The sequence below is a fragment of the Mycobacterium sp. NPDC050441 genome (assembly GCF_040655355.1).
In the GTDB taxonomy this organism is placed as follows: Bacteria; Actinomycetota; Actinomycetes; order Mycobacteriales; family Mycobacteriaceae; genus Mycobacterium.
Window position 1 is genome coordinate 178371 of record NZ_JBFAJS010000001.1, and the last position, 14332, is coordinate 192702.

Annotated in this window: 14 protein-coding genes; 2 read left to right on the forward strand and 12 right to left on the reverse strand. The window is 65.1% G+C overall.

Annotated features, from left to right (window positions below; translation table 11 throughout):
• Window positions 1-7 precede the first annotated feature (7 nt).
• Window positions 8-1744 (forward strand): DUF222 domain-containing protein, encoded by a 1737-nt coding sequence (locus tag AB0I14_RS00955; protein ID WP_358014550.1) that lies wholly within the window; start codon window positions 8-10, stop codon window positions 1742-1744.
• Between the two features lie 137 nt (window positions 1745-1881).
• Here the strand turns inward: AB0I14_RS00955 and AB0I14_RS00960 are convergent, their stop codons facing one another.
• The 4 genes from AB0I14_RS00960 to AB0I14_RS00975 form a co-directional block, all read right to left on the reverse strand.
• Entirely contained in the window at window positions 1882-2496 is a 615-nt protein-coding gene (locus AB0I14_RS00960) for a twin-arginine translocation pathway signal (RefSeq protein ID WP_358014553.1), read from the reverse strand.
• A complete protein-coding gene (locus AB0I14_RS00965; protein ID WP_358014555.1) occupies window positions 2493-3239 on the reverse strand; it encodes a hypothetical protein in 747 nt (248 codons plus the stop codon). The genes AB0I14_RS00960 and AB0I14_RS00965 overlap by 4 nt, the downstream gene beginning before the upstream one ends.
• A 159-nt stretch (window positions 3240-3398) precedes the next feature.
• Window positions 3399-3764 (reverse strand): hypothetical protein, encoded by a 366-nt coding sequence (locus tag AB0I14_RS00970; RefSeq protein ID WP_358016665.1) that lies wholly within the window; start codon window positions 3762-3764, stop codon window positions 3399-3401.
• A gap of 82 nt (window positions 3765-3846) precedes the next feature.
• A complete protein-coding gene (locus AB0I14_RS00975; protein ID WP_358016668.1) occupies window positions 3847-4179 on the reverse strand; it encodes a hypothetical protein in 333 nt (110 codons plus the stop codon).
• Window positions 4180-4369: 190 nt separating this feature from the next.
• Here AB0I14_RS00975 and AB0I14_RS00980 point away from each other — a divergent pair, with 190 nt between their 5' ends.
• A complete protein-coding gene (locus AB0I14_RS00980; RefSeq protein WP_358014558.1) occupies window positions 4370-4882 on the forward strand; it encodes a hypothetical protein in 513 nt (170 codons plus the stop codon).
• Window positions 4883-4958: 76 nt separating this feature from the next.
• Here the strand turns inward: AB0I14_RS00980 and AB0I14_RS00985 are convergent, their stop codons facing one another.
• From AB0I14_RS00985 to AB0I14_RS01020, 8 genes are read right to left on the reverse strand one after another with little or no spacing between them, the layout of a single operon-like run.
• Window positions 4959-6542, reverse strand: a complete 1584-nt coding sequence (locus AB0I14_RS00985; protein ID WP_358014561.1) for an MlaD family protein — start codon at window positions 6540-6542, stop codon at window positions 4959-4961.
• Window positions 6542-7843, reverse strand: a complete 1302-nt coding sequence (locus AB0I14_RS00990; protein ID WP_358014564.1) for an MCE family protein — start codon at window positions 7841-7843, stop codon at window positions 6542-6544. Before AB0I14_RS00990 ends, AB0I14_RS00985 begins: the two co-directional genes overlap by 1 nt.
• Window positions 7840-9297: an MCE family protein gene (locus tag AB0I14_RS00995; protein ID WP_358014566.1), complete on the reverse strand. Its 1458-nt coding sequence runs from the start codon at window positions 9295-9297 to the stop codon at window positions 7840-7842. The genes AB0I14_RS00990 and AB0I14_RS00995 overlap by 4 nt, the downstream gene beginning before the upstream one ends.
• The gene (locus tag AB0I14_RS01000; RefSeq protein WP_358014569.1) at window positions 9294-10376 is read right to left on the reverse strand and encodes an MCE family protein; all 1083 of its coding nucleotides are present in this window, start codon (window positions 10374-10376) and stop codon (window positions 9294-9296) included. The genes AB0I14_RS00995 and AB0I14_RS01000 overlap by 4 nt, the downstream gene beginning before the upstream one ends.
• The gene (locus AB0I14_RS01005; protein WP_358014571.1) at window positions 10376-11407 is read right to left on the reverse strand and encodes an MCE family protein; all 1032 of its coding nucleotides are present in this window, start codon (window positions 11405-11407) and stop codon (window positions 10376-10378) included. Before AB0I14_RS01005 ends, AB0I14_RS01000 begins: the two co-directional genes overlap by 1 nt.
• Window positions 11404-12591 carry an MCE family protein gene (locus AB0I14_RS01010; protein ID WP_358014573.1) on the reverse strand — a complete coding sequence of 396 codons (1188 nt, stop codon included), beginning with the start codon at window positions 12589-12591 and terminating at the stop codon, window positions 11404-11406. Before AB0I14_RS01010 ends, AB0I14_RS01005 begins: the two co-directional genes overlap by 4 nt.
• 12 nt (window positions 12592-12603) lie before the next feature.
• Window positions 12604-13464 carry an ABC transporter permease gene (locus tag AB0I14_RS01015; protein WP_358014575.1) on the reverse strand — a complete coding sequence of 287 codons (861 nt, stop codon included), beginning with the start codon at window positions 13462-13464 and terminating at the stop codon, window positions 12604-12606.
• On the reverse strand, window positions 13461-14231 hold the full coding sequence (locus AB0I14_RS01020) for an ABC transporter permease (RefSeq protein WP_055110583.1): 771 nt from the start codon (window positions 14229-14231) through the stop codon (window positions 13461-13463). Before AB0I14_RS01020 ends, AB0I14_RS01015 begins: the two co-directional genes overlap by 4 nt.
• Window positions 14232-14332: the final 101 nt, after the last annotated feature.

The window sequence follows — 14332 nt, forward strand, 5'->3', positions numbered from 1 at the left end:
TGGTCGAATGTATGTTCGAGTCATGCGGGCGGGTGCGGTCGAAGCGGTAGCCGGGTTGCGGGCGGCCTACGACGCGTTCGCCGCGTGTGACTTCGCCTCCCTGTCGCGGGCTGACCTGATCGCGGTGCTCGACGAGTACGAGACATTGACCTGTCAGGTGCCCTCGCTGTGGCATCGCATGCTCGCCCAGCTCCAAGCCGACACCACGCCGCAGGAGATGGGCGCCAAGTCGTGGAACGAGGTGCTGCGGGTCCGGTGGCGGTTGTCCACCCCTGAGGCAGGCCGCCGCCTGGGTGAAGCCGCCGAGTTGGGGCCACGCCGCGCGCTGACCGGCCAACCGCTACCCCCAGTTCTGCCCGTGGTCACCGCTGCCCAGTCGGGCGGGCTGATCACCGCCGATCACGTCAAGGTGCTGCGCGACGCCATCAACCGGCTACCCGGCTTCGTCGACCCGGCAACCCGCGAGCAGTTCGAAGCCGACCTGGTCCGGGTCGCTGTCGGTGTGGGCCCCAAGGAACTCAAGGAGACCGCGGAGCTGCGATTGTTCCTGCTCGATCAGGACGGACCCGAACCCGACGACACCGAACGCGCCCGCAAACGCGGCGCCTCGATGTCCAAGCAGGGGCGTGATGGCATGACGGCGCTGACGGTGAATCTGAACCCGGAAGCGGCCGCGGTGATGGAAGTGCTGTTCGCCAAGTTCGCGGCGCCGGGCATGTGCAATCCCGACGACGATCAACCGTGCGTGTTCGGCACCCCGACCCAGGCGCAGATCGGCAACGATCACCGCAGCCTGGCCCAACGTCAGCACGACGCGCTGCTGGTGATCGGGCGGATCGCGTTGATGAGCGGCGATCTGGGTCAGCTCAACGGGTTACCGGTGTCGATCATCATCCGCACCACCCTGCAAGACCTGGAGTCCCGCGCCGGGATCGGGGTCAGCGGCGGTGGCACCAAACTTCCGATCAGGGACGTCATCCGGATGGGGGCGCACGCGAATCATCATCTGGCGGTGTTCGATCGGGCGACCGGGTCGGCGTTGAACTATTTCCGGGCCCGGCGTATCGCCAGCCCGGCGCAGCGGGTCATGTTGATCGCCCGCGATGGGGGTTGTACGAAACCGTGCTGCACCGTGGGTGCTTATGGCTGCCAGGTGCATCACGCTGTCGCGGATTGGGCTGATGGGGGCAACACCAATGTCGATGAGATGGCGTTGGCGTGTGGGCCGGATAATCGTCTGGTCGACACCGACAGCGGCTACACCACCACCATCAATCCCCACGGTGAAGTGGAATGGCACCCGCCACCAGCACTGGAGCACGGCCAGAACCGCATCAACTACCACCACCGACCCGAACTCCTGCTCACCCCACCCGACAACGAACCAGACCCAGACCTAGAACCAGGCCGGGAACTCAAGCGCGAGTGGGTAGTACCGGAGCAGGAACTGCAGCACGATCCGGAGCCGGTACCGGAGCGGGAACTAGCGCGCGACCCCCAGCACGATCCGGAGCCGGCGCCGGAGTCGGACCTGACGCCGAATCCCGAGTGGGACCTGCAGTGGGACCTGGAGTGGTTCGCCGACTTCGACCGGCTCACCCCACCCAACGTGGAACACCTCTGGGACACACAGCCATTCGACCCGGGGCCCTCCACCCCAGAGCCAGTCGACCCGCGACTTCCACCCGGGTGGACCCTCCTCGACGACCATGCCCTCAGCGACAAGGCAGTACGCGGTCCCTAGCTAGGCATTACGTTCGGGTGCCATCGACTTCGCGTCTGGTCCGTTCAGTGAATCCCTGCCCACCGCAGCACTGTGCCCGTGGGCAAGTGCGCGTGACCAAGTGATGGAGCTCGCAGACCGCATCAACGGTTCGGCCGCTAGATCGGGGTGAACGACGAGATCAGCCAGTTGCCATCGATTTTCGTCAGTCCGACCTTCACGGCGCTGGCGGCCTGTGCCGGTTCGGGATTGTCGCGACTGGTTGTCGCCTGGTTCAAGTAGACCAGCACCTCCGCGGTGTCGGATTGCACGTCGACCGGAGCAGCGCGAACCACCGAAGCGGCGGCCTGGATGTCCTTCTGTTTGGCCGCCGGCGCGACGAACTTGTCGGCGAACTCGCTGTAGTAATCCAGGAAGTCACCGGTCAGTTTGGATTTCGCGCTGGCGAAGTCCTGATCCAAACTGTTTGGCGCATAGGACAACAACGCCACCGAACCTTCGGTGGCCGCGTCGATCACCGCTGTGGACGCTTGGGCAGCTTGCTGTTCGGCCCGATACGCGCCGAAATAGAGCGCCGCCGCCGAACCCGCCGAGGCGAGCAGTACGCACACGACCGCGATCGGTCGCCACCGCCGCGCAATACGACGGGTCCAGCGCTCCGGACGTTCAGGACCCTCGGGGCTCGCCTCGACTGCGGCGGCCTGTGGTTCCTCGGCGATTGATTCGGTGTCCGAAGGGGTTTCGACGTCAGGTTCTGCTGTGCCGGTACTCACGGGACGAACTCCACCTTCGACATCTTGATCTGTCCTCCGTCTTTGACCATCGTGACGCTCAGCCGCCAGTTGCGCGGCTGCTGATTGGCGCCGGCCGAGTTGCTCACCGTGGTTGCCGTGCTGACGAGGACGACTGCGGAGTCCGCCTCCATCGACTGAACAGCCGTGGCCTTTGCCGTAGCCTTCGTCGTCGCCTTCGAATCCTGCGCGGCTCTCACCAGGTCGTCGGCCGACGATTCGATGTCCTGTTTGAACTGCCCGGTGGAGTTGTCGACGATCTGCTTGACGTTCTCCTCCGCCTTGGCGCTGTCGATCGACATCAAGGTGACGGCGGCTTGCGACGCCGCCGCCGAGAATTCCGCGCGACGCTGCTGCTCACGGTCAACCTGCAGATGGAACCAGATCATGTATCCGCTTGCGGCCAGCAGAGCGACGCTGACGAGGAGGGCAACACCTGCGAGCACCGTCGCGAGCTTCGGACGCCATCTGCGCTTTTCGTCCGAGACGGCCGGTTCGGCGTCGGACGCGGTGTCGGTGCTGGGATTTGCGCTGTCGCCGTCGGCGATGTCGGCGTCGGTGTCGGTGTCGGTGTCGCCGTCGGTGTCGCCATCAGTGTCGCCATCAGTGTCGGCGTCAGTGTCGGCGTCAGTGTCGGCGTCAGTGTCGGCCTGGATCAGCGACTCAGGAGCCTCGTCGAGCACAGCTGTCTCAGTTTCCTGGTCGGAGCGGCTGAGTAACCGCATAGTGCACCTCCGGTTGGTCTCGGCCAGTCGCGGATGGCACCAGTTACTGCGGTCGCCTCATGGCCGATGTGACTGCTGCCGCACGGTAGTGCGGCAGCAGACCGCTTCGGCGCCGTTGTCCCACCCAGCGGACAAACCGGAGCCTGACGAACTCATGCGTCACCAGTTCCGCAGTGAGCACAACGCCCCTTTAGTGCCCGCAGCACGGTTGACGACGATGCCGTCGATGGCCAGTTCGCAGCGCAGGGTACGGGCTTCTTGCGGCGCCAGTCCGGCCGTGGTGACGGTGACCATGGCCCATTTCATGGGGTCGGCGAGCGTGGTCTCGCGGATCCAGGGCTTGCCCGGTTCCAGCGTGAGATCGTCCTTGGGGCTGAACTCGTACGGATTGTGGCTGTAGTCCGCCCACGTCGGCGGGTCGACGTCACGGTAATAGATGCCGACGTCCGTCGGCTGCTCGGCGGTCACCGTGTAGGTCACGCGGTGCGGCGTCTGACCCTCGTCCGCATGTGCCGCTGCCGCCATGGGGAGGCACGAACCGAAGGTGACGGCGACCAATGCGCTCACTGTGTACGTGTGCCGCCTCAGCACCCGACGATCCGATGCGTCACAGGTCGCCACGAAGCCACCTGCTCGCCCCGTCACTTGACACACAACTCAGGAAGAGCCCATCGGGCGCCTGGGCGACGGAATTCTCGAAACCAGTGCATGAGGTGTTCTCCTCGCGAATGCCTTTCAGCGGCGGTGACCGGAAATAGCGCGGCTCGTAACGGCGCGGCGACCCACAGAAGACCAACCGGCCCCACGAGGTGGTGCCGAAGACGTAGTACGCCGTATCCCCACAAGGAGCACCGAGCACGACGCCACCGGTGATCCCGGGTACGCACGAGGGTTCGCTACATCCAACGGGTTCTGCGCTCACTGGGGCTGGGGCGATCATCGTCGCCGCGACAAGCAGCCCTGCCATGGCTGCTACCGGTATCCGCACGTACGACACTGTGGCACGGCTGAATCCGGCTGCCAGCGTATGGCCCACTAGGTGGGACATTGTCTGCCAGAAAGCTGCAGAAGTTGCACAGTAAACACTGCCGCGGCAACCACCGGTGGCCGGCGTACAGAGGAGTTTGGTCATGCGGGTGTCGACGGCAGTCATTGGGGCAGGGGTGCTCACCGCCGCTGCGGTAGGCGGTTTGTGCAGCCCGGTCGCCGCGGCCTCCCCGAGTTGGGGCCTCAACGGGACCTACGTCGCCACGTCGAACGGCGAATGGGCGAAGACGAACGACATCTTCCACGACGAAGCCAGCATCCGTGGCACCTGGACGATCTCCACGACCTGCAGTTACCCCAGCGAGTGCACCGGCACGGTCGACACCGACTGGGGATGGAGCGCACCCATCTACAAGAAGAGCGGCGTCTGGTACGTCAAGAAGACGGTGGACAACTGGCAGCCCTGTGGCGACGGCACCGCCGGTCCGGGTCTGCAGGTGTACCGCTTCTTCCCCTCGAACAAGGACGCCACCGCAACCGATCCGGCGTCGACGACACTGCTGGGTGAGGATTCGACCACCGGCGTCAGCGGGTCGTGCGGCACCAGCAAGGTCGTGTTCATCACGATGCCGTTCAAGCTCGTGAAAACGGCCTGACCGGACGGCTTTTCAGCTGCCCGGTCAGTTCCGGCCCCCGACCCCCGCAATGGATTCCATTGCGGGGGTTTTCAGATCAGGTGGTGAAGAGGTCTTCCCACGTCTTGTCACCGGTGGGCGGCACGAGGTCGGTCTGCCGGTAGACCTTTCCGTCCGGAGTGGCGTACCGACCTGTCCGCGGATCGTAAGTGGCGACCGCAACCGAAGGTCCGCCGGATCCGTTGGGGGTGAACGCACTCGGGGCCATCGCCGGCGCCCCACCGTCGCTCGGCGGTGCTGCGCCCGCGGGTGCCTCTACGGCCGGCGGTGCCGCGGCGGGAGGCGCCTCACCTGCCGGCGCGGCCGGCGGCGGCATCGGGGTGCCCTCTATCGGGCCGTGGATGAAGGTGTCCCGATCGACGCGGGAGTCCGGCGCGATCCCCTGGGCGAGCAGGTTGGGGTCAATCGGGTAGGGGCCGAGGGCGTGCTGGCGCATCGCCAATGGCTCGTAGGGCTGGTCACTGTTGCAGATTTCGACTGTTGGAGCACGCTTTCCGGGCTTGCCCATGCACGGGTAGTTGCGCGCTCCGCGGACACCGATCGCCGAGTCCTGCGGGAGCTTGCAGTACAGCCCGTCGGGAGTGTCGATGTCGGTGGTGTCCTCCGGGGACCGCCACGACGACGGCGGCAGGAACCCGACTGTGCATGCCGGCGGGTCGCCCATCGTAAGAGTGAAGTCACCCAACGACATTCCGACTGGATTGTTCTTCGGCGCACCGTATGCCTGCGTGGAAGCTATGGACGGAGGCAGCAGCACCAGAAGTTGTTCCAGCGAAGGGTGATACGTCACCCCGACCTGGCCGAGGCTGGTCAGATTGGCGAGCAGCAGTGGCAGGGTGGGTTTGACCTGGTTGAACAGGCGTGATGCTTCGTCGGCGGTACCCGGTCCATCTTTGAGCAGGGTGCGTACGTGCTGGTCGTCGTCGGCGACCTGCTTGGTGATGCCGGCCATGCTGCGCGCCCACGTACGGATCGCATCGACCGATTCTGCCTGCCCGTCGAGGAGAGGCGCGCCGTCGTCGATGAGCGCACGGGACTGGTCGGAGGCGGCGTTCGCCTCGGCGATCAGTCGCGACGAGGAGTCCAGCAGCGTCCCCATGTCGTTTCCAGAACCGTTGAAGCCCTTGAAGGTTTCATCGAGCAGCGGGCTGATCTTGTCCTTGGGAATGCTGCCCATGAGTGAGGAGACCTGATCGAGCATCGGCCCCACGGCCTGAGGGATCGACGTGTTGGAGGCCGGGATCACCGAACCGTCGTGCAGATACGGCCCCGAGTCGTTGCGGGGTTGCAGGTCGACGTACTGCTCGCCCACTGCTGACACACTCAGCACGGCGGCGTGCAGGTCGGCCGGGACCTTGGGTGAGGTATTGAGCGACAGTGTGGCCACCGCGCCCTCGCGGGTAGGCCGCACCTCGGTGACCTTCCCCATCTGTACGCCACGATAGGTGACATTCGAGAACTGGTAGAGCCCACCGGTTCCGGGCAGTTCCAGGGTCACCGTCATGCGCCCGATGCCCAACAGCGTGGGGGCTTGCAGGTAGACGATGCCCATCAGGGCCATGCCGATCACCGAGGCCACCGCGAAGATGACCAGCTGGATTCGGACAAAACGGGTGAGCATCAGTTGCCACCTTCGTTCGGCGCTACAGGGTCAGAAGACGTTGGAACGACGGGCGACTCGGCCACCGGAGGCGCTGATTCCGCGGGGGCCAACTCGGCGGACTGCGCGACCGGAGCCGCTTGAGCGGACTGGCCGTCGCCGGGAGCCGGGTCGATCAGCGGCGGCATCGTGGCCACTGCGGCCGGTGGCTGCGGCGACAGCGGCATGCCCAGCGGGTCCTTCGTGTAGTTGCCAAACCAGGGGTCGCCCGGCGCCGGGGTCAGGGGAAGTCCCTCCTGGCCCCACCGGGTGCCCAGGAACAATCCCCGCTTCAGCCGCGGAATGGTGAAGTCGAAGGTGATGAACTGGTTGAGGTAGTCCCCGCGGATCGCCCGGTCGATGAAGTTCTGCGGGTAGGGATAGGTCGGCGCATACGCCAGCACGGTGCCCAGATTCGGTCCGACGTCGGCCAGTGCCTTTACCGTCGGCTCGAGGTTGCGCAGGTTGGTCAGCAGGTCCTCGCGCGTCGCGTGGACGAGATTGGTTGCGGTGTCGCTGAACTTGCCGAACTTCTCCAGCGCGGTGGTGATGCGGGGGCGCTCCTTGACCAGGATGTCCAGGGCCGGAGGTATCCGCTGGAGCGCCGTGGTGATCACCTCCTGCTGTCCTGCCAGCGTGCCTGCCAGCCGGTTCAGTGCCGTGATCGAAGCGTTGATGTCGTCTCGCTGATTGGCGAACATGCCGACGATGTCGTCGAGTCGGGTGAGTAGATCGCGGATCTTGTCCTCGCGACCGTTGAGCGCGGCGTTGAATTCGGTGACCAGGTCGCCAATCTTGCCCAGGCCTCCGCCGTTGACGAGCACCGACAGCGACGACAGGGTCTGTTCGGTCGACGGATAGGTCGAAGTCTGGTTGAGCTCGAGAGTGGCGCCCGGGGCCAGCCGCCCGGACGAAGACTGTCCCACCGGCGGATCGAGGGCGATGTGCATGGAGCCCAGGAGGCTGGTCTGCCCGACGGTGGCGACCGCGTTGGCCGGTACGACGACGTCGGGCTTGACCGAGACCTCCACGTCGGCGTGCCAGCCCTTCACCACCATGCGGGAGACACTGCCCACGATGACGTCACCGATCATCACGGGCGAATTAGATTCCAGGGTACCGATATTCGCGAGTTCGACGTGATACACCGTCGCGTCCGCCCCGCGCCCCACGGTGCCGGGCAGGGGCAGTGAATTGAGACCGTGGAACGCACAGCCGGTCAGCGTCGCCACCGAGCAGGCGGCTACCGCGGTCAGGCGGGTCAGCGACCGCCGAGCGATCATGGGGTGCCTCCTGGGGCCGGCGGTGCGGGGATCGGTGCGGCTTCAGCAGGAAGCAACATGTCCTGCAACGTCTTCGGCGCTTGCACCGGCGCTTCCGCGGGGATCGGCGAACCGGGGTACGCCGCGGGCGAGGTGTTCGCGGGGAATCCGTTGGGCGCGTATGCACCAGGTGGTCCCGGAGGCGCACCCCATCCGGCCGGCGGCGCCACGTCGCCGGCACCCGTGTAGGCCGACACGGCCGGCGGAAGATCTTCGTAGGGCTGCGGACGGCCGCCGGCCCCACCGGGTGCGAGGTTCGGATCGGTGTACGCCAGGTTCTCCGGGCTGGGCGACTTCTTCAGATAGGCGTTGAACGGCATCGGCATGTGGTTGAAATTGAGCAACGACAGGGCCGGTCCGAGGTACTGGGCGCACAGCTTGGACGATTCTGCTGCGGTGGCATTCTTCACCGCCCCGATCGCCGAGCACACCACCGACAACGGATCGGAGAAGTTCGCCAACGCGAATGCACCGACGGCGGTGCCGCTGTCGGGGTTGTAGATGTTGTAGCCGTTGGCGATCGCGTTGGGCGCAACGTGCAGAACGTTCTCGAGCTTGGTCTTGTTGTCCACCAGATTCTGGGTGACATTGTTCAACCTCGCCAGCTGTTCAGCGGTCTGGTCGCGACTCCCGGCGATGAATCGCCGAACGTTGCCGACGGCATCCGCCAGGTTCGTCAGTGCGCCGTCCAGATCGGAGCGGCTCCCGTCGACGACGTTGGTGACGCTGGCGAGATGGCCCTGGAACTCCACGATCTGGGCGTTGCTGTCACGCAGCGCCGTCACGAAGACCTGCAGGTTCTTGATGATGCCGACGACATCACCGCTCCCCTGGCCCAGAATCTTTGCGACACCGGACAACTGGCTGATCGCCTCGTGCAGTTTCTCGCCGTTGCCGTTCATGGCCGCGGCGGCACTGTCGACAAAGCGACTGAGCGAGGTGGCCGACGCTCCGTTGATCGGTCCCAGATCAGACGCCAACCGCATCAGCTGGTCCTTGACCTGGTCCCATTCGACGGGGACGGCGGTGCGCTCAACCCCGATCTGCGCACCGTCGGCCATTGTCGGGCCGGCGTCTTCATAGGCTGGGGTCAGCTGGACGTACCGCGCGGCAACCAGGTTCTGCGCCATGAGGATCGCCTTGGCATCGGCCGGGATCTTCACGTCGTGATCGACAGCGAGAGTGATCCGCGCCTGCCCGCCGGTCGGTTCGATGTTCTTGATGGTGCCGACCTTGACGCCGGCGACACGGACCTCGTCACCGGGGTAGATCGCGGTGGCGGAGGTGAAGTACGCGGTGATCGTGGTCGGCTTGAAGACGGTCTGCCGCACGATCAGCACGGTGCCTGCCACCGCCAGCACTGCGAGCAGGACCAGCACGGTGCGGCTGATCCGCTTCCGGTTACGGGCGATCATCGACTTCCTCCAGGAATGCCGTTGTGGGGCCAGGGGAATTCGGCGCGGGGGCCGGCATTGTCCGGTGGTTGTCCGGCATTGGTACCGCGCCGGAACCCGAATGCGTAGTCGAGGAAGGGCTGGATCGTCTGCGCCGGATTGAGGTTCGCGACAAAGGCGTTGTAGTAGAAGCCGTTGTTCACCGATTCACCCTGGGTGACTTGGTATTTGGCCAGACCAGCCAGTGCGCCGGCGATGTTGTCGCGGTTCTTCTCCAGCATCGCGGTCACCGAGTTGAGCTGCTTGAGGGTGGGTGCGAGCTCTTCTTCGTTGTCGTGGACGAGTCCGGAGAGCTGCTGGGACAGCGCCGAGGTATTGGCCAGCAGGTTGACGATGGCATACCGGCGCTGGTCGAGCACCCCGGTCAACGCGTTGGCGTCCAGCAGCAGCGTGTTGACCTGCTCGCTGCGCTTCGACAGGATTCCGGTCACGTCGGCAGCGCTCTTGAGCAGGTTCGACAACGACTCATTGCGACTGTTCAGCGTCTCCGACAACCGGGACAGACCCTCGAACGTCGGCCCCAGTTGTGGCGCCATCCGATCGATGGTGTCCGACAACGTATCCAGGGACTGTGTGAGCGCGGCGGTGTCGGTGCCGGCGGTGTTGTTCGTGAAGTCGCCGACGGCGTTGGTCAACGAATACGGCGACGCCGTCCTTGTGATCGGGATCGTGTCCGACGCATGCATTGTGCCCGCGCCGGCCGGTTCGAGGGTGAGCATCCGGGCACCGAGCATCGTCCCGGTCCGGATGTGCGCGGTGGTGTCGGACCCGAGGCGGACCTTGCTGTCGAGGGTGAAGGTCACCAGCGCCTTGCCGTGGCTCAGGCTGACATCGGTGACGAGGCCCTTGGTTACTCCGGAGATCTTGACGTCGTTACCGGTGGTGAGTCCGCCTGCCTCGGCGAACTGTGCCTGATATTTCACCGACGTGGCCCACGACCACAACGCTTGCGGCTGAAGTCCGACCGCGATGATCATCGCGATCAGCACGATGCCGATTAGTCCGCTCCGGATGAGGTGCGATCCACGGTATTTCAGCATCAGGGCTCCCCACAGCGTCCGGTGTTCTGCATGATCCACGGGAAGTACGCGGTGCGCCCCTGCAGGTCGGTGACCCGAACATTCATGCCGCACACGTACTGGTTGATGAAGCTGCCGTAAGCGCCCAACCGGACCAGCTTGCGGTAGTTCTTGGGCGCGTTCTGCAATGACAGATCCAACCGCGCCATGTCGTCCTCATTGGAGAGCAACGGCGCCATGCGCGTGAGTTGATCCACGGTGCCCGACAGGGGCGGTCGGGCCTGCGTCATCAGGTCGGTCAGCGATGCGGTGCCGTTGTCGAGGGCGGTGATGGCCTCCCCGATGGGATCGCGTTCCTGTGACAGGCCGGTGATGAGTTGTTGCAGTTGCTCGACGGCACCCGAGAATTTCTCACCGTCCTTGGCAACGGTTCCCACGGCGGTTTTCAGGTTGTCGATCAGTTGCTGCACGGCCTGTCCGTTGTCGGCGAGCGCCTGGGTGAACGAAGTCGTGTGCGACATCAGTGATTCCACGGTGCCGCCCTGGCCCTGCAGGATCTGGATCAGCGAGTTCGTCAGGGCGTTCACGTTCTGGGCGTTGAGACCCTGGATGACCGGCTTGAGCCCGCCGAGGAGAAGGTCGAGATCCAGCGCCGGCTCGGTGCGCTCGAGCGGGATCTGCGATCCCGCCGGCTGGATCTTGGTCGAGCCGGGCCCCTCCAGCAGCTCAAGGTAGCGGTTTCCGACCAGGTCCAGATACCGCACCGCGATCTTGGTGGCCATCGTCATGACAACTTCGCGGTCCGAGTCGAAGTGCACCAGCACCGTGTTGTCGGGTTGCAGCTCAACGTCATTGACCGTGCCGACACGGATACCGGCCACGCGCACCGAATCGCCGGCCTTCAGGCTGGATGCGTCGGTGAACACGGCCGAATAGCCGTTGGTCGAGCCGGTGCGGTACTGGCCCATGATCGCGAACAGCGCTCCGGTCAGGAGCAGCATCGTCACTCCGAACACGCCGAACTTGAGGGCGGTCCCGTGGCTGCGCATCATCCCGGTTGTCCTATCTGGGTGGTGTTGCGTGGCGGGCCGTCGAGCGGGCCGTACAGCGCTTGCTTGAGTGCGTCGGAGTTCAGCAGGATCCCCTGATTGCCGTACTGCGCAGGGTTGGCATCGATATCGGTCACCACGAACGGCGGGCGCTTCTCGAAACCGACCTCGGGCAGGCCCATGCACTGCGGACCGCCGCTGGCAGCCACCTTCGGCAGGTTGCCCGGGAAGCGGTATCGCTCGGTGCCCAGCAGGAACGAGTCCAGGAGCATGACGCCAGGTAGAGGCTGCGGCGGCCCCAAAGCCAGCGGCTCCATACCCTTGAGCGCACAGTTGAGTGCCGGGTTGTATTGGTTGAGCAGGTTCGTCGTCGGCACCAGCAGGCGCATGGCGTCGGTCACCGCAGCACTGTTGGTGGCGACCACTTCGTTGCCGACGTCGGCCAGCCCGATCGCGCTGATGAGCAACGCGTCCAGATCATTTCGGTGATCGACGAGCGTGTCGCTGAGTTGGGTCGCACTGCGAACGGTGTCCATCAAATGCGGTCCGGCATCGGCGTAGGCGTTGAACACCTGGGGCGCGACGGCCATCTCGTGGCTCAGCGTCGAAAGGCTCGGGGAGATCTTGGCCAGCATGGCGTCGAGGTCGACCATGGTCTGACCGAGTTTGTCGCCGCGGCCGTCGATCGCCTGGGCCATCGCGCCGAGTGTCTCGTTCAGCTTTTCCGGTTGGATCTGCGCCAGCACCGAAACCAACTGTTCAAACACCGTGTTGATCTCGACGGTCGTGTGCGACGCATCGAGGACCTGGCCCGCGTACATCGATTTCTGCGAGGGCTTCGGCGGCGGGACGAGTTGGACGAATTTGGCGCCGAACACGGTGCTCGATGCGATCTCCACACCGGTATTGGCCGGAATCAGTTGCAGGTCAGCAGGGTTCATCGCCAATCGGAGAGCAGCCTGCCCGTCCGGCAGCGTCTCGATGGAGACGACCTTGCCAACCTGCGCGCCGTGCAGTTTGACCTTGGCGTCGGGGTTCATCACCAGACCCGCCCGCGGGGAGATGACGGTCACCGACGCGGTGGGCGCGACCCCACCGCGGAACATCACGATGGAGCCGGTGATGATCGCGGCGATCACCACGACCGTGATCAGTCCGCTCAGTTGACGTTTAGCGTCACGCGACATCAGATGCCTTCTCTAGCCGGAGAGGTTGAAGTTGCCGTTGGAGCCGTAGACGGCCAGCGAGATCAGCAGGGTGATCGAGACGACGACGATCAGCGACGTCCGGACCGCGTTGCCGACCGCCACGCCGACGCCGGCCGGGCCGCCGGTGGCGAAGAACCCGTAATAGGTGTGGACCAACAGGATCGCCAACGCCATCAGCAGGGCCTGCAGGAACGACCAGAGCAGGTCGATCGGGTTGAGGAACGTACTGAAGTAGTGGCCGTAGAGGCCACCGGATTGCCCGAGCAGTACGACGGTGGTGAACTGCGACGCCAGGAACGACAGGATCACGGCGATCGAGTACAGCGGGGTGATCGCGATCATCCCGGCGACGATGCGGGTGGATACCAGATACTCGACGGGCCGGATGGCCATCGCTTCCAATGCGTCGACCTCTTCGTTGATCCGCATCGCGCCCAGCTGCGCGGTGACACCGGCGCCGAAGGTGGCGGCCAGGCCGATACCCGCGACGATGGGCGCCGAGATCCGGACGTTGATGAAGGCGGCCAGGAATCCGGTGAGTGCTTCGATGCCGATGTTGCCCAGCGAGCTGTAGCCCTGGATCGCCAGGACCCCGCCGGTGGCCAGGGTCAGGAACCCGACGATGACGACGGTTCCGCCGATCATCGCCAATGTTCCTGCACCCATGCTGATTTCGGCGATCAGCCGCACGACTTCCTTCCGGTAGTGCGCAGCGGCAAAGGGCACGCCCGCCAGCGCCCGGCCGTAGAACAGGACATGGTCACCGATGCTGCTCAGCACGGCTCCGGGCCGTCGCACGGCCCGGGACAGGCGCGGGTATGCCGACTGGAGTACTGCGGTGGCCCCCGTCATCGCGTGGTCATCTGGATGCCGATGGCGGTGACCACCACGTTGACCACGAACAACGCCATGAAGGCGTAGACCACGGTTTCGTTGACGGCGTTACCCACCGCTTTGGCACCTCCACCGGAGACCGTCAGACCGCGGTAACACGCGACCAGTCCGGCGATCAGGCCGAACAGTGCCGCCTTGACGCAGGAGATGATGACCTCCGGAATCCCGGTGAGCAGAGTGATACCTGCCGCGAACGCGCCGGGGTTGACGTCCTGGACGAACACCGAGAACAGGTATCCGCCAAGGATTCCGATGATCACCACGACGCTGTTGAGCAGGAGCGCCACCAGACCCGAGGCCAGCATCCGTGGGGTGACCAGACGTTGGATCGGGTTGATACCGAGCACCTCCATGGCGTCGATCTCTTCGCGGACGGTGCGCGACCCCAGATCGGCGCACATCGCGGTGGCCCCGGCGCCGGCCACGATCAACACCGTCACCATGGGGCCGACCTGGGTCACGGCACCGAAGGCCGCGCCCGCCCCGGAGAGGTCGGCCGCACCCAGTTCACGAAGGAGGATGTTCAAGGTGAACGAGACCAGAACGGTGAACGGGATCGCCACCAACAGCGTCGGCGCCATGGATACCCGTGCCACGAACCAGGATTGGTCAAGGAATTCGCGCCATTGGAATGGTCTGCGCACCGTGAATCTGGCGGCATCCACCGACATGGCGAACAACCCACCCACCCCCTCGAGTGGGCCGGCGAGTTGTCGCTGCAGCATCGGGTTCTCCTTTTCTGCGTGCGAGTCACCCGAGGGGCGGTATGACCTGGAACACGTCTCGACCGGGAACAATCGCAGTTCACAACCGACCGCACCATTGC